Source organism: Rubripirellula lacrimiformis, from assembly GCF_007741535.1.
Classification (GTDB): Bacteria; Planctomycetota; Planctomycetia; order Pirellulales; family Pirellulaceae; genus Rubripirellula; species Rubripirellula lacrimiformis.
This window is the reverse complement of the sequence record NZ_CP036525.1, coordinates 5,941,781-5,961,872: the sequence shown is the minus strand read 5'-3', so window position 1 is coordinate 5,961,872 and position 20,092 is coordinate 5,941,781. Positions and strand designations below refer to the sequence as shown.

Annotated in this window: 14 protein-coding genes; 6 read left to right on the top strand and 8 right to left on the bottom strand. The window is 59.8% G+C overall.

What is annotated here, in order from left to right:
• Positions 1 to 442 precede the first annotated feature (442 nt).
• Both K227x_RS20830 and K227x_RS20825 read left to right on the top strand, forming a co-directional pair.
• On the top strand, positions 443 to 1,660 hold the full coding sequence (locus K227x_RS20830) for a cysteine desulfurase family protein (RefSeq protein ID WP_145178205.1): 1,218 nt from the start codon (positions 443 to 445) through the stop codon (positions 1,658 to 1,660).
• Between the two features lie 422 nt (positions 1,661 to 2,082).
• Positions 2,083 to 2,688 (top strand): hypothetical protein, encoded by a 606-nt coding sequence (locus K227x_RS20825; protein WP_145172571.1) that lies wholly within the window; start codon positions 2,083 to 2,085, stop codon positions 2,686 to 2,688.
• Between the two features lie 906 nt (positions 2,689 to 3,594).
• Here K227x_RS20825 and nusB read toward each other — a convergent pair.
• Positions 3,595 to 3,999: a transcription antitermination factor NusB gene (nusB, locus tag K227x_RS20820; RefSeq protein WP_145172569.1), complete on the bottom strand. Its 405-nt coding sequence runs from the start codon at positions 3,997 to 3,999 to the stop codon at positions 3,595 to 3,597.
• Positions 4,000 to 4,173: 174 nt separating this feature from the next.
• Positions 4,174 to 7,680, bottom strand: a complete 3,507-nt coding sequence (locus K227x_RS20815) for a PVC-type heme-binding CxxCH protein (RefSeq protein ID WP_145172567.1) — start codon at positions 7,678 to 7,680, stop codon at positions 4,174 to 4,176.
• A 443-nt stretch (positions 7,681 to 8,123) separates the two neighbouring features.
• Between K227x_RS20815 and K227x_RS20810 the strand changes: the two genes are divergently transcribed.
• Positions 8,124 to 9,071, top strand: a complete 948-nt coding sequence (locus K227x_RS20810) for an alpha/beta hydrolase (protein WP_246146005.1) — start codon at positions 8,124 to 8,126, stop codon at positions 9,069 to 9,071.
• A gap of 18 nt (positions 9,072 to 9,089) precedes the next feature.
• Positions 9,090 to 10,496 carry a M20 metallopeptidase family protein gene (locus K227x_RS20805; RefSeq protein WP_145172565.1) on the top strand — a complete coding sequence of 469 codons (1,407 nt, stop codon included), beginning with the start codon at positions 9,090 to 9,092 and terminating at the stop codon, positions 10,494 to 10,496.
• Between the two features lie 56 nt (positions 10,497 to 10,552).
• Here the strand turns inward: K227x_RS20805 and K227x_RS20800 are convergent, their stop codons facing one another.
• Positions 10,553 to 12,196: an AAA family ATPase gene (locus tag K227x_RS20800; protein WP_145172563.1), complete on the bottom strand. Its 1,644-nt coding sequence runs from the start codon at positions 12,194 to 12,196 to the stop codon at positions 10,553 to 10,555.
• Positions 12,197 to 12,555: 359 nt separating this feature from the next.
• Between K227x_RS20800 and K227x_RS20795 the strand changes: the two genes are divergently transcribed.
• The gene (locus K227x_RS20795) at positions 12,556 to 13,449 is read left to right on the top strand and encodes an outer membrane protein assembly factor BamB family protein (protein ID WP_246146865.1); all 894 of its coding nucleotides are present in this window, start codon (positions 12,556 to 12,558) and stop codon (positions 13,447 to 13,449) included.
• Positions 13,450 to 13,499: 50 nt separating this feature from the next.
• On the opposite strand, the gene K227x_RS20790 is transcribed toward K227x_RS20795, so the two are convergent.
• The 5 genes from K227x_RS20790 to K227x_RS20770 all read right to left on the bottom strand — a co-directional run bounded on the left by K227x_RS20790 (position 13,500) and on the right by K227x_RS20770 (position 18,478).
• On the bottom strand, positions 13,500 to 14,180 hold the full coding sequence (locus tag K227x_RS20790; RefSeq protein ID WP_145172559.1) for a histidine phosphatase family protein: 681 nt from the start codon (positions 14,178 to 14,180) through the stop codon (positions 13,500 to 13,502).
• Between the two features lie 40 nt (positions 14,181 to 14,220).
• On the bottom strand, positions 14,221 to 14,493 hold the full coding sequence (locus K227x_RS20785) for a hypothetical protein (RefSeq protein WP_145172557.1): 273 nt from the start codon (positions 14,491 to 14,493) through the stop codon (positions 14,221 to 14,223).
• Positions 14,490 to 16,367, bottom strand: a complete 1,878-nt coding sequence (locus K227x_RS20780; RefSeq protein WP_145172555.1) for a GntP family permease — start codon at positions 16,365 to 16,367, stop codon at positions 14,490 to 14,492. The genes K227x_RS20785 and K227x_RS20780 overlap by 4 nt, the downstream gene beginning before the upstream one ends.
• A 212-nt stretch (positions 16,368 to 16,579) precedes the next feature.
• Positions 16,580 to 17,707 carry a hypothetical protein gene (locus tag K227x_RS20775; RefSeq protein ID WP_145172553.1) on the bottom strand — a complete coding sequence of 376 codons (1,128 nt, stop codon included), beginning with the start codon at positions 17,705 to 17,707 and terminating at the stop codon, positions 16,580 to 16,582.
• A gap of 162 nt (positions 17,708 to 17,869) precedes the next feature.
• Positions 17,870 to 18,478 carry a lysophospholipid acyltransferase family protein gene (locus K227x_RS20770; RefSeq protein ID WP_145172551.1) on the bottom strand — a complete coding sequence of 203 codons (609 nt, stop codon included), beginning with the start codon at positions 18,476 to 18,478 and terminating at the stop codon, positions 17,870 to 17,872.
• Between the two features lie 201 nt (positions 18,479 to 18,679).
• Here K227x_RS20770 and K227x_RS20765 point away from each other — a divergent pair, with 201 nt between their 5' ends.
• Positions 18,680 to 19,885, top strand: coding sequence for an NPCBM/NEW2 domain-containing protein (locus K227x_RS20765; protein ID WP_145172548.1), 1,206 nt, complete (start codon positions 18,680 to 18,682; stop codon positions 19,883 to 19,885).
• Positions 19,886 to 20,092: the final 207 nt, after the last annotated feature.

The following is a 20,092-nucleotide window of genomic DNA, read 5'->3' as shown; positions in this document are numbered from 1 at the left end:
TGGGATGCAAACGTTCCCTAGATATTTCCATAACGCGTCGCCGCCCCGCAGAAACCGCTATAGAAACGCATTTTACTCGCTTTGGAAGCCGTTTTTAGCAAAAGTCTTCCATCGATCTGCATTCGGCCAGCTGGCTTTTTCTCATTTTACTTCCGGCGATCACCGTCGCCGTTGTGGTTCAGGCGGTTGATTCCCCCGGTTCCGTCGTGTTTGTTCAGTTGCTTTGTTTCGCCGCCCGGCGAACTATCCTGTGCTGGCCTGCGTCTGTCGACGCGCACCATCGATCCACCTTTGGCCCGCCGCCAACGGTCGGTCGCCAACGGTCGGTCGGCAAGCCCGTTGGTCTGGCAACCGGAAGGTCTGGCGTCGACCCATTTCGCCGGCACCCCCCCCGGATGATGGGTGGGTCTGCTTGGCATGCGGGAATGTCGGCGGCTTGGCGATGGTCTGCATCGAGCGGTTGGCCGGCCTTTGTCCGCCGGATGACGTTGTCTCGCCGCTGTTGGTCTGTTCGGTTCTCTCACTCCCTTATTCGCCTGTGATCTACCTCGACTTCAACCGAACCACTCCGATGGCGCCGTCGGTCGTCGAGGCGATGAAGCCGTATTGGCTGACCCACTTCATGCTGCCCGGTCAAGAGCATCCGCATGCCCAGGCGGTCGCCGAGGCGCTCGAGAATGCTCGCGAAGGGGTGGCGATCTTGGCCGGATGTGAGCCGTTCGAGGTCGTCTTTACCGGCGGGGGGACCGAGGCGAATAACCTTGGGATCCTGGGCGGTGTCGATCGGTCCGAGCGAGGGCATGTGCTGGTCAGCACGCTGGAGCACGATTCGGTCCTGGGGGCTACTGCTCATCTGGCCGAATTGGGCTGGGAAGTGGAATCGGTCCCCTGTGATTCCAATGGCTTGGTGGACCCCGAGTCGCTCGGGCGGGCGATCCGAAGCACGACCCGTTTGGCGTGTGTGCAGCTGGCCAATCCGGTGCTTGGCACGATCCAGCCGGTTCGCGAAATCGCCGACATCTGCCACAGTCGGGGGGTGTCGCTTCACTGCGACGCGACGCAGGCATTTGGGAAGATGCCCGTGGATGTGACGGAGCTGCGTGCCGATACCGTTTCGGTCAGCGCGCATAAGTTCTATGGGCCCAAGGGAAGTGGTGCGTTGTACGTTCGGCGGGGGCTGAGTCTGCGGCCGATCAGCTTCGGCGAGCCCCGGGAGATGGGCCTGCGGCCGGGGGCGGAGAACATCCCGGGATGCATCGGTCTGGGCGCCGCCGCATCGCTGGCGGGCCGTTGTGCCGGCGACGTTGCCGCCAGCATTGGGGATCTTCGTGATCACTTTGCCTATGGGCTTCTGTCTTCCCTTGGCGATCGGGCTCGGATCCTCTGTCTTGATTCTCCGCGGCTGCCCAACACGATCGCCATCGAGATGCCTGGGGACGCAAAGCGGATCCAGCGAGCGGCCCGCCAGTTGGCCATCGCGACTGCCCAGTCGGACACGCCGCCCGACGAGACGACCCGTGCTCTGCGGGCGATCGGGATGTCGGGGGCCCAGGTCGGGCGAACGATCCGATTGTCGCTCGGTTGGACCTCCAGTCGCGATCAAGTGGACCGGGCGATCGAGCTGCTTGCCGATGCCTCCGACGCAGCATCTGCGGCCTAGTCTTCGCCGCGCGGAGACTCGCTCGCGGCGGCCCTTGTGGGGGCTGCTTGCATGGCCCGTGATGGTGTCTTCCAGCAGCGTCGCCGCGATGTTGCCCGGCCCCTGTTCTCCGGTCGGTTTCGGTCCGTCCGGCCCGCTCGCCAAACGCGATCCTTGCCGCTGCCAAGTCGGCGGCGCCCCGGTCTGGAATTTTCTTTTTGCCAGCAATTGCTGAAGTGGACACCTGGTAGTCGCACTTCTTGGCGTGCGCGAAAAATAGGCACGGCCTCGGTTGCCATCGGAGGGGGTGGTCTTGCCTGTGTTTTTGGCATCGCGGTTAAGTGGTTGTTGGCGTTGGGTTTGCGACTCGCTGTTTGACGTGTTGCAAGCATTGGCCTATCACCCCCGACGCGTGCTCGTGAAGAGCAAAGGACAGTCACCAGATGGCCTCAACCGAACATTCCACTCCACTCCGTTACGCCAGCGATGCAAAGCCGGGCTCGCCCAATCCAGCGACTGGATCGACCAGTGGGGATCGGGCGATGCCGGTTTCCCGCTTGGACCTGCATCAGCCTCGGCCCGGACTGCCGGCCGAGCAGCGCGGCCGAGCGGTCATGGATATCGCCGAGCAAGCGTTCGCCAAGACGGGCAATTGGGTCGTCTTCTATCGCGAGATCCTGGGGAAGGATGGGGTGGTTCATCAGTCGTTCCCGGATGCCGCCGAATACGCCGATTTCCAGAAGGGGCCACAGTACGCCGAGTTGCAGGAAATGGTCGCGGCACTGCGAAGCCAAGATGTCAGCAAGGGAGACTCCAGCGAGCCGGAGCGGATGATCACGATCCGGCTTCCCAAGAGCCTTCACGATGCGTTGACCGAAGAATCCAACGATCTGAATCTCAGTATCAACAAGTTGTGCATCAGCAAGCTGCTGCAGCGGATCGAAAGCCGGTTTGTGCCCGTGCAGCAAGGGCGCCGAAGAGGCCGTAGGCCAGGGCCGCAAGGGCCGCGTAAAAAGCCCGCCAGCGACCAGCCATCAGAAAATTCCTGAGCACTGAAATCCGATTGGCAGGTCGCCATCGGGCCGAGGTTCGCGGGCGTAAGCAGCCCATGGATCTCGGCGGTCCTCGCCAGAGGTCGTCTGATCATCGGTCGCCAAATGGTTCGCAAACCTGGCGATTTTAGGAGGCATCTTTGGGGGTGCCGCGGGGGTGCCGTTTTCATCCTGTGTCGCCAGCACAGGTCCGTTGGCGACGTGACGGTGATCGCCAAGGTGCCGGTCAATCGGTGGTTTGAAATCGCAAGTCGGCCCATCAAAATTCACGCGGCTCTTCTTGTCGGATTCCGTTCGGGGGGGGGGCTTTGTGACGCCTTTCGTGGTTGGTCGTTCGGGGGATTCTTGCTTGTTGGGGTTCCAGGGTCAGCCCTCGTAGCGAGCGATTCAGTTCGCGAAGAAGCGCGTGTCCGTTGTCCAATTGGAGACCCAGGACGGGCTTGGTTGCCTGTTCGGCGCGGGTGGAAAAATGTCTTCTTGCAGCCGCTCTTCGCGCTGTTTCGACCGCCGCCTGCTGACGGTGTCTGGCCCATGCCGATCGCTCAATCCGCCGTTTGGATTGGGATGGGGCGGGGGGAAATGCTGGGCAGCGAAGGTCCCAGTCGCTCGCGTTCTGCGGCGGTGATTAATGCTCCGTCACGCCGTCCGTGACAGGCAAGGAAAAAATCGTGGCGGCAAGGATCGCAGGCTGGACACCTGGCAGAAACTTGGGCAAACGACGTGTCCTGATGGCGGATGGTTCGCCGGGATGCCGAGCGCGGTGAGGCATTTCGTAGCGGGGCGACAAACGTAGCGGAGTCGCCACAGAGTAGCGAGAGTCGCCAAGACATTCGGTGGCATCACATTCATCGGCCGAAAGTCTTGGCGACTGTCGCTGCGAAAAACGAACGCCCCCCGGTTGGGTCAGGCTTTGTTCTTCATCATGCGGTCGAGGATGCCATTGACGAATCGGGGGCTGTTGGTGTCGCCGTATCGTTTAGCCAGAACGATGGATTCATTGACGGCGACGCGACCGGGGGTGTCACCGAACAGGATTTCGTAGCCGCCTAGTCGCAGCACGTTGCGGTCGACCACGGGCATTCGCGGTAGCGTCCAGTTGGTCGCCAATTGGCCCAATTGTTCGTCGATGGCATCGCGATGCTGCAGAGTGCCTTCGAGCAGTTGGGTGGCGAAGTCGGTGAGTGCTTTTCGGCCTTGCAGGCGAGAACGGATGAACCGTCGGGCCGAATCGACATCTCGGGTCCCGTTGATGTCGGCTTCGTAAAGCAATTGCAAAACGATCTCGCGGGCGCGGCGGCGAGTGGACATGCGGACCAGGGATGGGTGTGAAGGGCGGTTGCCGGCCGACGCAGTGATCGGCCCAGAATTGGATGCGAGCGGCGGATTGTAAACGCTGGAGAGCAACGCGCGTATCGGGGCGCCGAAACACGCCGGTGTTTCCATCGGCGGATTCCGGTCAGGCGACAGGCCAGCGATTTGCCGCTAGGGGGCGGCGTCGCCATTCATGCGGATCGCCAGCGGGCCTGGGTGCTTGGATAGGTCGATCGACAGCACGATCACATGATCGCCAGCGGCCAGGGCCAGCGATTTCAGGTTCCAAGTTGGCGTGGGGCGTCCATCCACCCAGGCTTCGATCCCTTCGGGCGGCCCGGTTTCGTTCGGAAATTCGCCCTCCTTCGGGGAATCTGCGTCGCTCGCAGCTGCCTGCTGAGTCGATGTCTCGCCGATTCGCGGGAAATCGATTTGCACATTTCCGTCGGCCTGCAGATTGACGGGGAATCGGATGAACGACGTGGGCGGTGTTTGCCGGTGTTGTTGGAACTGGTCTAGATCCGACATCGGCAGTGTGCCGTTGACGGTTGTCGTCACACTTCGCCACTGCATCGCTGGATCGCCGCCCGCCACGGTATCGGTGCTGGTCCGATTCAGCCGCCGGTTCGCTTCGGGCGTGTAGACCAGGGTTTCGAACGACCGCACCATGGGTTCGGCCGACACGGTGAATTCCGCCGAACGTCCGAGTGCCGATAGGAATGCGACCAGATCGACGAGGTCGGATTCCGACAGCGGGTCAACCAGCCCGGCTGGCATCAGCGATTTGCCGGGCTTTTCGAGTTCGATCGAATCGGCATCGATCTGCACTTCTTTGCCGTCGGCCAGTCGCATTCGCACCGCGTCTTCATCACGGCCGATCACGATTCCGTTGATCAGTTGTCCTTCGTCGCTCAGCAGCGACAGGGTGGTGTAGCCTTCTTTTAGTTTCGCGCTCGGATCGATTAGCGATTCGATGATGTAGTCGATCTGCGCACTGCCACCGATGCTGATCAGGTTGGGCCCGACCAGTCCGCCGGCGGTTCCGATGGCGTGACAGGCAACGCATTGCAGGGACGATTGCCGGTAAATCTGTTCGCCCTTGGCGGCCGATCCATGCGAGCGAACCTTGTCAGTGATTCGGCTGACCAGTTCAGGCGTCAGTTTCCAGGTGGCCTGTTCTAGTTTGCCCGAGGCGGTGATCGCGGCCATCAGGGCTTCGCTGCCGCCGGCACTTTGCACGCGCCGAGACAATTTGCGAGCCACGTCGGGGTCTAGCGAGACCTTGTTGATTGCTGCGGCTAACGCGTCGGAGACGCCTTTTCGCGAGATCATTTGGGCGATCAGATCGGCCGTCATTTCCTGTTCTGCGGCTGGTCCAGTGGCCAGCATGCGAACCACGTGCCCGATCGCAGCCCCGGGTCGTCGCTGGGCGATCGAACGGATCGCTGCAAGCCGGGTGGCCGGATCATCGGATCCTGCCAGTTCGTTGACCGCTTGGATCGATGATGGGGAATCTAGCGCCGAGAGTGCCTCGATCAGCTGGCTTCGAAGTTGGCTGTCCGCTGCGGTTGGGATCGCCGATTCAATGGTCGATTCCAATTCGCCGATCTTCCAGGTCTTTACCATTGTCGCGACCGCGGTCGCCCAGGCTGGGGCGTCGGTCAGGTCACCGGGGCCCGAAACGATCGTCGCTAGCACTTCACCGATTCCGGCGGGGGCGGTTTTATCGGTGTTGGTGCGATCGATCAGCGGCATCAGCGGGGCGATGGTGCGAACATCACGATCGACCAGCAGTGTGCGAGCTGCGCGTCCAAGCTGCTGAGCGTTTCCGGCGGCGGCGACCGCGGGCAGCAGTGCTTCGATCGCAGCCTGATCGACATTGCCCGATTCGATCATCGACAGTGCGGTTTCAGCCGACGCGGGGGTCGCGATCGCAGAGACGGCAAAGGCCAATTGGGCGGGACGGTTGGTCCAGTCCATGGATGCCAAAATGGATTGGCCGGACTGTTGATCGGCGAATCGGGTATCGATGGCTCGCAGGGATTGCCAGATCGCAAAATCCAGGGGGTCGTCGATGTCATGTTGGGTTGCCGAAAGCACGGCGGCAAAAGCTGTTTCGCTGTCCAGTTGGCCAGCCGAAACGACCGCTTCGAGCCGATTGGCTGCGATCGGCGACGCGGCCTGGGCTAGCACGAAGGATTCGATTTGCTGTCGCTGTTGGGATCCGGCGGGCCAGCGAAGTCGGGTTCGCCAAGCGCTTCGCAGCGCGGTCCGTTGGAACTTGGGTTGTTTTGCGTCGACGCCTTGGAGTTGACCCCAGATGTCTTCGAATGTGGCGCCGGGGATAGCTTCGTACAGCCAGGATCGTTCGTTGCTGGAATCGTCCAGGTCGGTCCATGTTCGGACCGCCGCCAGTACGTTGTCGGGATCTTGCTGGGCCCGTTTCCAGATTTCTTGGCGGGCAAATTGAGCGGTCGCCAGCGACGAATCGCTCAGCATGTCGCGCAGTTCTTCCAGCGACGCGGCGGCGAAGTCGGGCCAATGGTCCAGTGGCCGATCGGGGAACGAGACACGCCAGATTCGTCCGTGAGTTCGGTCGCGGCGATCGTCGCGAAAGTCGACTTCGCCGTGTTGGATGATCGGGTTGTACCAGTCGGCGACATACAGGGCCCCGTCGGGGCCCATGCGGGCGTCGATCGGTCGGAAAGCCACGTGTGGTGTGGTGATGATTTCTGGTTGTTGGCGGCTAAGGTAGCCGCTTGCCGATGGTTTCAGGGTGAATCGACAAACGCGGTGCGAGCGAAAGTCGCTGGTCACCAGCGATCCCGACCAGTCCGGTGGAATGTGGTCGCCCGACAAGATTTCCAGACCGCAATGTTTGGGGCTGCCCGGGTTGAGTCCGCTTAGCCAGCGGGTGGCGCCGGGGGACGTCGCGAAGACCGCATCGGGAAACGTGTAGTTGATCCCTTCGAAAAAGGCGCCGTCGGTGACAAACGATTCGCCTGCGGAATCAAAGCTGTGCCCCCACGGATTGATGAACCCTTTACAGAAGACTTCGAGTTCGTTGGTGGACGGGCGGAATCGCCAAATGCCACCTCCATCAAGGTGTCTGGACCCATCGGGCGTGTCGATGTGGCTGTGGATGTAAATCGATTGGTTGAAATACAGACAACCGTCGGGGCCGAATCGCAGCGTGTGGACCAAGTGGTGCGTGTCTTCGGTGCCGAACCCGGACAACACGACCGTGCTTTTGTCCGCGCGACCGTCATGATCGGTGTCCTGCATGTACAGCAGTCGCGTGCTATCGACGATATAGGCGGCATGCGGTCCGTCGGGCAGCACGCCGGTTGGGATCAGCAGGCCATCGGCGAACACTTTCCGCGAATCGCAAACTCCATCCCCGTCGGTGTCACGCAGCACGATGATTTTGTCGTTGGCGACTTCCCCGGGGCGAATTTGTGGGTAGATCTCGCTGCTAGCGATCCACAATCCGCCGGTCGAATCGAAATTCATTTGGATCGGTTTGGCGATGTCCGGGTCCGCTGCGAACAGGTTCACCGCCGCCCCGTCGTGGACGTTCATCGCTGCCTTTTCGGCCACCGGATCCGGCACGGGGATGTCGGTCAGGTCGTTCTGTGCGTTGGCGATACCGGATAAGCCAGGAATCGTTGTGGACACAACGATCCCTGCAGTGGCGATCCATGCAATGGAAAAACGAACGTGTAGAGTCGGCACAAAGCACCTGCGGCGAGCGTGATGTGGGGGGGATTGGGGTGATCGGAAGCGGTGGGCCAGCGCGATTGCAACGGCCGGTGTTTCCGAAATGGGGGGCCAAGGGGTGGTCGGATTCCTGGGAATGCTGCTTTCCTGCAGAATATTCCGAGGTCCGACTTTCAGAATCGGATTCCGAAAACTTGGAGGGACAGCAGTATAAGCCAACGTCCGAATGGTTTCGCGTCGTATCCGCTTTAGAAATGGACCATCTGAGCGTCTTTATTTGACCGGCGATCATTCCGCGTCTAACCTTTTGATAGCAGTCGATGACTGCGCCTGACCAGATTTTTAACCAGCTGGCACTTTGAGCCACGGCTGGGAATTGGCGTCTCAAATAGGGAATATGCATGCGATCGGTTGCCGCGATACGGACCATGGACGATATCCAGGCTCGACGTCACCAACTGTTGTTGGGGCTGCTGTTCCTCTTTGCGTTCGTCTTTTCGTCGGCCGCACTGGCTCAGAAGCCCAAGGCCAAGGAAGATCCCAAGCTGAAGCCACGGCCGGTGACGCTGAAGACCAAGGACGGTATCACTCTGCGGGCCTTCTATTTTCCGTCGGACAAGGGCAAGGAAGCGGTCACGGTGATGGTCGTTCACGAATGGCAGGGGCAAGCTAGCCCCTATCTGAAGCTGGTCATGGCGCTGAAAAACGCCGGCTGTGCGGTGCTGGTTCCCGACTACCGCGGTCACGGCGGTAGCAAAGAATACAATTACCGCGGCAAAACGAAGACCTTCAACGTCGCGCAAATGAGCAAGCGTGATATCGAGTCCATTATCTTGATGGACTTGGAAACATCGAAGGGATTTTTGAAAGAGGAAAATGATGCGGGCAACCTGAACATGAATGCCTTGGTCGTCGTCGGCATTCGCGAAGGTTGCGTGATGGCGACTCACTGGGCGGCTAGGGACTGGAGTTTTCCCAGCGTCGGAAGCAACAAGCAGGGCCAGGACGTCAAAGGTCTGGTGCTGATTTCGCCTGAAAAGCAGATCAAGTCGATCGCGTTGGACCAAGCGTTGATGTCGCCGACGATTTTGCAGTTGCCGATCATGGTTGTCGCGGGCAAAGAGAGTCCCGAAGGCAGTGAAGCCCAACGCATCATCAAGCGAGTGGAAGGCGTCAAGCGGCGTGCCGGAGGCGGCACGGTCACCGGATTCGAGGGTAAGATGGTCGATACCGCTCTGAGCGGACATTCGTTGGTCAATGACGTCAGCGAAGTGATTCCCGATATCGTCCAATTCATCACGTCCGAAGTCAACGCGACCGAGGGCAATCCCTGGATCCAGCGGAACTAGATTTCGCACTGACCTTTCATGCATAAAACTCTCTCGGCAGTATTCCTAGTTGCCGTTGGCGGGGTGGTTTCTGCCCTGCCGTGTGCAATCGCCCAGCAACCGAACTTGGCAGACAACCGGGCGTCTGAAACGCCGCCGGTCCAGACCCCCGCCACATTGGCATCCGCCAACATTGCCGACTGGATCGACCAGCAATTGCCGGGGCTTCTGCAGGCCTACCAGACGTTGCACCGGAACCCGGAACTGTCTTGGCAGGAAACCGAAACAGCAGCCTTGATTGCCGGGCTGTGGCGTGAGGAAGGGTTTGAAATCACAACGGGTATCGGGCCGGATCCGTCGGCCGGTGGTGGCGGTGTGGTTGGCATCTTGCGAAACGGACAAGGTCCGACGCTGATGCTTCGCTGCGACATGGACGGGTTGCCCGTCACCGAACAGACTCAGCTGCCCTATGCATCGACCAAGACGGTCTCACTTCCTGGTGGGATATCGACCGGCGTGATGCACGCTTGCGGTCACGACATCCACATGACCAATTTGGTTGCGGTGGCTCGCTACATGGCCACCCACCGCGATGACTGGTCAGGCACATTGATGGTGATCGCTCAACCGGCCGAGGAAAAGGGCGAAGGCGCGAGGGCGATGATCGATGACGGGCTGTTCACGCGGTTTGCGAAACCCGATTTTGCAGTCGCTCTGCACGTCGCTGGTGATACGGCGGCCGGTCAGGTGGCCGTGTTGCCCGGATATTCCCAAGCCAATGTCGATAGCGTCGATATCGATGTGAAAGGGCGCGGCGGACATGGCGCGGCGCCGGAAACGACCATCGACCCCATCGTCCAGGCTGCGGATTTGGTGATGGCGCTGCAGACAATTGTCAGCCGCGAAGTCAAACCAATCGATCCAGCGGTGATCACGGTCGGTGCCATCGCCGGCGGCACCAAGCACAACATCATTGGCAATACCTGCCACCTTCAATTGACAGTCCGCACCTACGGCGACGAAGTCCGGGCACAGGTGTTGGCAGCGATCCGCCGCAAGGCGAACGCGATCGCACAAAGCTACGGCGCCCCACCGCCCGAATTGGTGTTCAGCCAAGGAACTCCGTCGCTGGAAAACGACGCCGAACTTGCCGGGCGTTTAAGGCAAGTGTTCGTTGGCGTGTTGGGAGCCGAAAATGTGGTGCCCAATCAACCGTCGATGGGGGGCGAAGACTTCAGCCGCTATGGCCGCGAAGGAGTGCCGATCTTGATGTACAAGTTAGGCAGCGTGAACCAATCGCGATTGGACCGGTTTGAAAAGTTAGGCGTTCCACCACCGTCGCTGCACAGCAGCGCCTATTACCCCGACGTCGAACCGACGTTGCGAACCAGTGTGTTGACCATGACGGCCGCGGCGCTGGACCTGCTGAGCCCAAAGCCCGAATAGCGGTTGTAAGCCAACCCACGACGGCTAGGTGGCCGTGTCGCTAAGCGTTGCCAAGCCTAGTTGGTCAATTCGATGTCGGCCCAGGATGCGGTTTGCACGAAGTCGCATTTTCCGCATCGGACGCGTTGGCCTAGCGATCCTGGCTTGACCCGAATCCTTCGTTCACAGCCCTCGCATTCCATTTTCAATTGATGGGGGCGGGCCATCAGTCGTGCTAGCTCGGCTTGCGTGATGCCTGGCAAACTGATGTCTTCGGCCTTCAGGGTCGTCAGCAAGTCATCGCTTAGGTCGGTGACGTCGGCGATTCGGTCTGCGAGTCGTCGGACGCTGTCTTCGAATGCGTTTCGCACGAGCCGGCCGTTGCCGAAGTGTTCGTCTCGCTTGGCGTACAGGTGGTCCAGTCCGACCATCAATCGGTGTCGGGCATCGGCCGGCAGTTCGTAGTCGTTGTCTCGCGACATGGTTTCGAAAATCCGACTCATTTCGATCGGCGAATAGTCTTCGAATTCAACCTTGGTGTTGATCCGCGAAGCGAGGCCCGGGTTGGATCGGATCATCTGGTCCATCTCGTTACCGTACCCTGCCAAGATGACCGCCAGGTTGTCGCGGTCGTCTTCCATTCGTTTCAGCAACGTCTGAATGGCCTCGCGTCCGTAGGCATCGTCCCCCGACTTGTCTAGCAAGCTGTAGGCTTCGTCGATGAACAGCACTCCGCCGCGTGCCGAGTCGCAAAGTTTGTTGGTCTTGGTTGCCGTTTGACCGGCATAGTCGGCGACCAGGCCACTGCGATCGGTTTCCACGACGTGGCCCGTGGAAAGTGTTCCCAGCGCGCCCAGGATTTGGCCGACGATCCGAGCCACTGTGGTCTTGCCGGTTCCGGGGTTACCGACAAAGGTCATGTGCAGACTGATCGGCATCGTCGACAGACCCTTGTCGCGACGCTGTTGCTGCAGGCGAAGGAAATTGGTGTAGCTTTTCACTCGCGACTTCACACCGCCTAGCCCGACCAGGAGCGTCAGTTCCACCATCGCGGCCCGGAGCTGTTCATCGCGATCGGCTTGCGACAGGGCGTTCGGCGCTGCGCCGCCGGACTGGGCGTAGGCTTGTTGTTGGGCCGTCTGTTGAGACTGGGCTGATGCCGAGCTGCCATTGGACAGCGGCGCCAGCGTGGAATCCGGGTTCGCCGGATGCAGCGCGGCGTCGATGTCACGCTGCAGCGCGTGCAGAGCGACGGATTCCTCGGGCATTGTCTGTCCGTCGCACTTGGCGACCAGGTTGGCCAACCGCATCACGATGGTTTCGACATGTGCTTTGCTATCGGCCAGCGGTTGGTAGCGCACGAAGGGGGCGACCAGGGATTCCCAGGTCAGTTGGTCGGCTTGCAAGAACAGCCCGGTGGCGGCTTCTCGCAGCTGGCTGCCGTGGAACTCTTGGCCCCACAGGTGTTCGATCATCGCCGCAGCGACTTTTTTCTCGGGCGCGGTCCAGCGGTCGTCGGCGCGCACAACGGTCACGTAGACCTTGACCAACAGTCCCCGGTGCAGGTCATCCATTAGCGCCAGGAAATCATTGGGATCCCCTTCGATCATCGTCGGATAACGCCGGACCATCCACTTGCCACATCGCTGGTACAGCTTTCCACAATCACGGATCACGCGACGAAGCATGCCGATCAACCGAGATTCGTCTACGTCATTCATGAAGCGAAAAAGCGTAACGGGCTAGCGACGGGTTCAGACGGCACCGAATCGGATCTTGTTGAACTCGAAATGCAGGGTTTCGAATCCCCGAACCGGTGGGAACCAGGACGATGGGGGACAAGATGCGGTGGAAATAACACAACGACCGAAGGTCAAGTGTAATGGCCCGGACTCGGTCCCGGCGAGGCGCGGTAAAACAAAACATGGGTCAATCCGTTTGCGGGCATCGCCACGAACGGCCAGCGGCTAAACTGGGGCTCGTAGATTTCACTCCGATTCTCGCTGTACCAAGTTGCTGGATTCTCATGATTCGACCGATATTGGCCGCTTTTGCGGCCGCTGCGCTGCTGGTTCCTTCGATGGTTCGTGCCGATCACGATGTGCTGCTGCAAGGCAACGATCGATTGGCAATCGTGGATGCTGATGGATCGATCACCTGGGAAATGAAATGGGGCGGGATTCACGATATCCATCTGCTTGAAAACGGTCACATTTTGACTCGCGAAGGTCGCGCGAAAGTGGTCGAAATCAACCCGGATTCAAAACAAGTCGTATGGTCCTACGACTCGGGCAAAGCCGGTGGCAACGAAGGCACGCGGATCGAAGTCCACGCTTTTGAACGACTTGAAAACGGCAATACGATGATTGCCGAGTCCGGTGCCGCACGGATCATCGAAGTCGATGCCGACGGGAAAATTCAAAAACAGATCCCGTTGACCATCCAGCACCGCGATGCCCACACCGATACTCGATTGGTCCGATCGACGGCGGCGGGAACCTATTTGGCGACTCACGAATCCGACGGAAAGGTTCGCGAATATGACCGCGAAACGGGCGACGTTGTTTGGGAATACGAAGTCCCGCTGTTCGGTCGTCAGCCGGCCGGTGGTCACGGCCCCGAAGCCTACGGCAATCGACTGTTTTCGGCCCTGCGTTTGCCAAACGGCAACACCCTGATTGGTACCGGCAACGGACACGGGGTGATCGAAGTGACGCCCGCAAAAGAAGTCGTATGGCAGATCCAACAGAACGATCTGCCCAACATCCGATTCGCTTGGGTGACCACCTTGGAGGTACTGCCAAACGGGAACTACGTGATCGGGAACTGTCACGCCGGTCCGGGACAACCGTTGTTGGTGGAACTGAATCCGAAGAACAAACAAGTCGTGTGGACGTTCGATCGTTTTGACGATTTTGGCAACAGCGTTTCGAATTCGCTGCTGGTCGATATGGCTGGCAAATCGCTGCGTTAGTTCGCGGTGACCGTTGGTTGTCCAGCCGGGCTGGTCCGCCGGCAACGATCCTAGCTCTCGTTGCCCGTGATCAGTTTGCTGGGCAGGTGGGTGACGGAGTTGAACCAGTCCAGTTGCCAGGTTCCGGCGCTGAAATCCAGTTTGGTGACCCCCACGTTTCGAAGCGCTCCGAACAGGCCGGCATCGGCGCCCGGAGCGAGCATGTGGCGAAGCATCGCCCGTTTCAGGTCGGCGTGGATGATCGCGACCACGACGTCTTGTGAATCGCCAAAGGTTTCCGCGAAGCGTTGCACCACGGTTGTTGCACGAACCTCGGCTTCATCGTCTGTTTCGCGTGGCTTGCCGGCCCACCAGCCTGCTTCGCCAATCGACGAATCGACGGTGCAGCGATCGGCCTGGGCAACGACATGGCGGATCACACCGCTTCGCCCAAGCCCGATTCCGCCTTCGGTTGCATCGGGACCGTGTCCGCGAAAGCAACCGCCACGTTCGTACACATTGTCCCAGATCGACACCGGGGCTCCGGTCGCGTCGGTGACGTAACGGGTGGTCTGCAGCGTGCGAAGGAACGGGCTGGTGATCAGATGGTCAAACGCCATCGTTCGAACCCAATCGGCCAGGTGCTGAGCCTGCAGGCGGCCGACTGCCGTGATCCCAGGATCCTCGACTCGCAGATAGGCCGGTCGCGCGTTGTTTTCGCTTTCGGCGTGCCGAACAAGGTACAGTTGCATGGTTGGTCTTCGCGATCTTTCCGGTTGGTCCAACGCTGCGTTAACTTCGGCGTCGGCTGAATCGGGTTCGTAGGTAGTCGATCATCATCCACTCAATCACGACTAGCACAACCGGCAACGTATACAGCAAAAATTGGGACAGTTGGGCATGGTTGGCCCAATCCGGTCCGGACCGCTGCATGGCGCTGATGACCGCCATCACCAGCGAACCATTGACGAACAGCATCAGCGACGTGATCAACGCTGAACCAAGTGCGAAAACGCAGCCCGCCGAAACGCTGCTGCGTTCGTCCGAGGTCGATCGGAAGCTCACAGGTTTCCTCGGAAGGGGAACACTTGGCTGAAGATGATGGTCATCGTCAGTCCGGTTAGTGACAGCACGGCCAGCAGCGGCGTCCAGCTCTTCAGAGACTCGCTTTCGGTCAATCCACCCATCTTCGTGAACACCCAGAACCCACTGTCGTTCATCCAGCTTCCCATCAATGACCCGGTGCCGACCGCAGTCGCGACATAGACCAGGTTGTAATCAGGCCGACTGTCGCCAATGATCGCCGACATCATGCCGGCACCGATGATCATCGCCACGGTGCTGCTTCCTTGGGCGACCTTCAAGACTGCCGCGATGGCCCAGCCGAGGACCAACAGCGAGATGCCGGATGCGTCTTGGCCCGAAAAGAACTCGCGAATCGTGGTGCTGATATTGGTGTCCTGCAGCATCGCGCCGAAGGCTCCGCCGGCCGCGGTGATCAGAATAATCACACCGCCGCTCATCAATGATTCTTCGACGTCGTCGCCCAGTGCTCGCCATGACAGCGAACGGGTGAACTTCAACGTCAACATCGCACAGATCGCCGCCAACAGAAGCGCAAAGTTCGCGTTGCTCCACAGTGCCAACCGGTTCGCCAAATTCCGGGCGGGCGATTCCCATTGGTGCACGGCGATCAGATTGGGGTAGGCGTCTTCCAACAGCACCCGGTTCATGCGGCGTCGATCAATGGGTTTCATCCGCAGTTGGTCGGCGCTCAGCAGGTTCTTGGCGATCTTCGAAATCGGGACTCCTAGATAGGCGGTTTCGTCGTACAGATCGTCGCCCAACAATGCGTGGTTCAACAGTTCGGTGACTTCAGCCTTGGACTGGTCGTCTGTAGCCGGGGTGCTCAACCGTTCTCGATCCGCATCGCTCAGCTGTTTGGTGGCGACCAACCGTCCGGCGGGTGAATCGGCGGGGGCATCGGAGATCAGGGTTGCCAGCCGGTCGTAGTCTTGGATGTCTGCGACCTCGACTCGGGCGCGATCTTCGTTATCGGCCAGCGTCGTTGCCAATGTGCCAGCACCAATCAAGACGACTGGCAAAAAGACTGGCAATAGCGAGACCCAAAGGGACGGCAGATCGTGTTCCATCAACGCTTTGTGTTTTTCTTCTCCGCCCCCCAGCGAACGCATGGCGATGGGCATCCGTTTGTCGATCACGATCGAAAAAATCAGACCGACGATGGCCGCTGGGATCGCGACCATCACGCCGACCAGCATCATCATGCCGATATCGACACCCAGGATGGCCGATACCAACAGCGGCCCCGGCGTTGGTGGGACCAATGTGTGAGTGATCGCGCCGCCGGTAGCGATCGCCATCAGGTATCGCAGGTAATTGCGATTGGTGCGGCGATACAGACTGCGGGCAAGCGGAACTAGCAGATAGAAAACGGTGTCAAAGAACACGGGAATCGCCAGCACGAATCCGCTGAACATCAGTCCCAACGAGGCCTTCTTTTCGCCGGTCACCTTGACCGCGCTGCGCACGACCCGGTCGGCAGCACCACTGTCTAGCATGCATTTGCCGATGATGGCTGCCATGGCAATCACGATGCCGATGCCGCCTGCCGAATTCCCAAAGGCGTTGACCACCGCGTTCATGCGGCTGCCAGCGTCTTGGCCATCGACCAAGCCGACACCCAGGCTGACGACGAGCGCCGAAATGATCAAAGCCAGGAACGCGTTGAGTTTCAGTCCGATGATCATCCCCAGCACCGAAGCGATGCCGACCACCAACAGCAGCACGGGGATCAAGTCGGTGGTGCCTGTCGAATCAGCGGCCGCGGCTGCAACGTCCTCTGCCCCGAACCCGGGAACTGCCAGCAGAAAAGTTCCGGCAAGAAAAAGGATAAGAACGAAAATCGGGTTTCGCATCCTGTGAGGCCCTCGATGGCGTGTGCGATGATGAATGGCAGGCTGCGAAGGTCGTCTTCGCGCAGTACGGGGCAGATTCTACCTCAACATACACCGCGGCGGGGGGCAAGGACGGCGGAACCGCGACGGAGGGCTGGGACTGCACCCACCGGGGTGCTGCAATCGGATCGGCCATCACGATCGCAAATCCCGCGGCACTAACATCCGGTCGGTTAAGAGGGGTTGAGCCGATTTTTGCGAAGCTGCTGGCTGACCCGCGCCAGGATCGCACGGTCCTCGTCGCTAAGCGATGCTTGGCCGCCGTCATGCAGGCGTTCCAAAACCTCGTCCAATCGCGCCGCATCGATGGCTTCGGTGCGTTCGTTGTCCATCACCGCTTTCAACCGCTCGATTCGTTTGCGGTCTTGGGATCGCTGACGATATCGTTTCACCACCCCCACCGGTTGCGGCCCGTCGTCGTGGCTGCCGGTCGTTGCCCCCGCATGGGGTGTCGTCATGCCCACCAACAGCATGCGGACGTCCGGCCGATGGGACGAAAGCCATAACAACACGCTGATGCCGAACAGCAATGGCCACCTTGGAAACTGTTGACCGGATTCACCCGACAGCACCCACATCGCCAAGCCCAGGGTCAGCATCGCGAACACGATCAAGAGTTGTCGTAGCAATCGGATTCGCGTTTCCAATTCCAACCGCGGCGAAGAAATCGCCAACAGGGCGGCAACACTTTGGCGTCCCAAGCTTCGTGGCAAAGGGATCAGCTGCCAAATCACTTGCAGCCCGCACAGCCATGCAGCCGATCGCCACAATGCGTCTGCCGATTTCATCCCCAGGGACGGCAGCGTGCCCATGCCATGGGCGATTTCGACCGGGGGAGTGGAAACCGGGGACAGCGACGGCATTTGAAAACCGCCACCGATCCATCGAAATGCCGCCGACATCACGACTAGCGACGCGATCGTTCCGGCGGTGATCACAAGCGTCTGCATGGCGGGCCAGCGGCGTGGGGCCGATTCCACGCCCGCCAAACCCAGCGTGATCGAGGGAACCGATAACCCCATCCACCATGCCAGAGACGTATGGCAAAGCAGTTGTGCGATCCAGCCTGCGACCCAAAACGCTGATCCGATCATCGCGGCGCGAGGCAGATCGGCGTTGCCCGGTTGGCCCTGGGCGATCAACACGGCTGTCAAAACGATGCTGCTGGCGACGAACACACCGTACGACAAATTGACTTGCGTTTGGCCCACGGCCCCGATCGGGACTGCCCACGACGGAACAGCATCGCGATGGACGAGGTCCAGACGCCTGGCAAGCAACGGGACACGGTCGACAGGCATGGCAGCGATGGGGAAACAGTAGGTCTGGTAGACGCAGCTTGGCCGAAATGAGAACGCACGCGGCGTTTTTCTACGAGACGAGTGGAGGGAAGGTTCTGATCGCTGCGTTTTCCCGTTCACTTTCCCCGACTGCGAACCGGATCGGTTGCCGATTTTTCGCTGCTACAGATCTTTTAGCCGCTGGACGGATGCCCGGGCCCGCCTCAGAAAATCGTGTTTCGGTTCCCCGGTTTCCAAGAAAATGGGGGGGCCAATCGTGATGCAGCTCAGCAGCGGCACGGGCAAAACCTCGCCACGCGGCAGAATCCGGTTCACATTGTCGATATAGACGGGCACCAATTCCAAATCAGGCCGCTTTTTGGCCATGTAGAACAGGCCACTTTTGAAATCCGTCATGTCGGCTTCGCCCGACGAACGACCGCCCTCGGGGAACATGATCAGCGAATAGACATCGCCCATCTGTTTCAACATGATGTCGATCGGGCTCTTGTGAACCTTGATCTCTTTGCGATCGACCAGCAATGCATTGAAACTGCGGGCCAGATGCGGTTTGAACCAGCCGGTGGACCAATAGTCTTTGGCCGCAACCGGCCGCGTGACCGCGCGAAGTTCACGTGGCAGCGCCGACCACAACACGACAGCGTCTAGGTGGCTGGTGTGGTTGGCGAAATAGATTCGCTGGCAAGTGTCCGGCTGGCAGTCGACCCAACGGACCGTAAACCCACTGAACAACTTGGCCAGCAATACAATGGCGTGGCTGGTAAGCGTCATGGGCACATTCTAGCTGGCAACCGGAATCAGGCGAGCGGGCGACGGGCGATCGCCAAACGGGGGCCGATCCAGCGATTGGTCATCCGGATTGGCCAGCAAAGCTACGGCAAATCAAAAAATGGCTTAGAATGCAGCGGCGACGGTCGACCCCGTGGTGGTCCGTCATTCTTTGATCCGTAGGGAGAGCTGGCATTGATCGCGATGATAGGAATCTTTTCGGCCGCAGCGGCTGTCCCCGGTTGCGCGGCCATCGCGTGGAATACGTCGTTTGGATGGCAAATCGTGCTAGCGATCCTGGTCAGTGTTCTGCCGATCGATGTGACGACCAGTTCAGGCGATCGTTTGTCGGGGGATCTGCGGGCGATCAAAGATCAATCGTTGACGATCGACATCGAAGGGGTGGATCGCGAGATTCCGTTCCTGGATCTGCAGTCGGTCGTGCCCGCCGAAACCGAAGAGCAAACCAGACCGAGGTATCAGGTCACTTTGTTGGATGGATCGCGGGTGGCGGCCCAGGATGTCTCTTTGTCGGACGCCGGGCTGGACGTCGAACCTAGCCGGCAACGTACGATCCGCGTCCCCGTCCGTCAGGTCAAATCGATTCGCTTTCGCGCCGCCGCAGCCACCACCGATGCCCAGTGGTTGGGGCTGGTACAGAAAGAAACTCGTGGCGACGTGATGGTGATCCGGCGACCGGGCGACAAACTGGACCCGGTTTCGGGAATCGTCGAAGGTATCGCGGACAGCAAAGTCAATTTCACTCTGGATGGTGATTCCGTCGCCGCCCCCATCGAGCGGCTAGAAGGCGTCATCTTTGGCGGCAGCAACGAAGTGGCTGACGATGCACAGATTCGCATCACGGATGTTTACGGATCGGTGTGGGCCGTCGCATCCCTGCAACCCAGCATGCCGGGCGAAGCGATTCGGATGAAATTGTCATCGGGAATCGAACACGAATTGCCCCTGGATCAAATGGAATCGATGCGATTCAGCAGCGGGATCACCTTGCTGGCCACCGAGAAACCCGCCGGCGCTTCGATGGCAACGTTCTTTCCATCAAAAGTCAGCAGCGACCTGACGATGGCATTCTTTGGTCCGACGACCAGCGGCGATTCGGACTTGCAAATCGATGGCGGCGGTCGTGTCGAATACCGTGTCGCTAGCGGGTTCGAAAAGTTCAGCGGCGCGGTCCGTCGATCCACCGATGTTGCCGCCGTGGGAGCCGTGACGGTCCGCATCTTGATGGATGGTAAGACGGTCTGGGAAGAAGCGTTGCCGGACTCGCAGCCGCGTGGATTCGAATTGGATCTGGGCGAAACCAGGCGTTTGATGATCCAAGTCGACAGTGGCGACGATGGCAATCTGGGCGACCGTGTTCAGATCATCCGTCCCCGATTATTGAAGTAGATGTTTGGCATGGCGACGTGTGCATCGCCCGGTCGGTCACACGCCGGGTTTTCCTGCAGCCAACGTTGTTTTCTGTTGGAACCAACGTTCTTCTCTGCCGTAAACGTTCTTGTCTACGGTAAACTGGGGCCGAGGGCAGTTGGCATCAGGTCGAGTTGGTTTTCAGTTCATCCGAAAAATTCGGGACACGAGGAAATTGGTTTTGAA

Bases quoted from the DNA above. Each gene is read 5' to 3' on its own strand.
- K227x_RS20830 (WP_145178205.1), top strand. From the start codon at position 443: ATGGTCTGCATCGAGCGGTTGGCCGGCCTTTGTCCGCCGGATGACGTT.
- K227x_RS20825 (WP_145172571.1), top strand. From the start codon at position 2,083: ATGGCCTCAACCGAACATTCCACTCCACTCCGTTACGCCAGCGATGCA.
- nusB (WP_145172569.1), bottom strand. From the start codon at position 3,999: ATGTCCACTCGCCGCCGCGCCCGCGAGATCGTTTTGCAATTGCTTTAC.
- K227x_RS20810 (WP_246146005.1), top strand. From the start codon at position 8,124: ATGCGATCGGTTGCCGCGATACGGACCATGGACGATATCCAGGCTCGA.
- K227x_RS20805 (WP_145172565.1), top strand. From the start codon at position 9,090: ATGCATAAAACTCTCTCGGCAGTATTCCTAGTTGCCGTTGGCGGGGTG.
- K227x_RS20800 (WP_145172563.1), bottom strand. From the start codon at position 12,196: ATGAATGACGTAGACGAATCTCGGTTGATCGGCATGCTTCGTCGCGTG.
- K227x_RS20795 (WP_246146865.1), top strand. From the start codon at position 12,556: ATGGTTCGTGCCGATCACGATGTGCTGCTGCAAGGCAACGATCGATTG.
- K227x_RS20790 (WP_145172559.1), bottom strand. From the start codon at position 14,180: ATGCAACTGTACCTTGTTCGGCACGCCGAAAGCGAAAACAACGCGCGA.
- K227x_RS20780 (WP_145172555.1), bottom strand. From the start codon at position 16,367: ATGCGAAACCCGATTTTCGTTCTTATCCTTTTTCTTGCCGGAACTTTT.
- K227x_RS20775 (WP_145172553.1), bottom strand. From the start codon at position 17,707: ATGCCTGTCGACCGTGTCCCGTTGCTTGCCAGGCGTCTGGACCTCGTC.
- K227x_RS20770 (WP_145172551.1), bottom strand. From the start codon at position 18,478: ATGACGCTTACCAGCCACGCCATTGTATTGCTGGCCAAGTTGTTCAGT.
- K227x_RS20765 (WP_145172548.1), top strand. From the start codon at position 18,680: ATGATAGGAATCTTTTCGGCCGCAGCGGCTGTCCCCGGTTGCGCGGCC.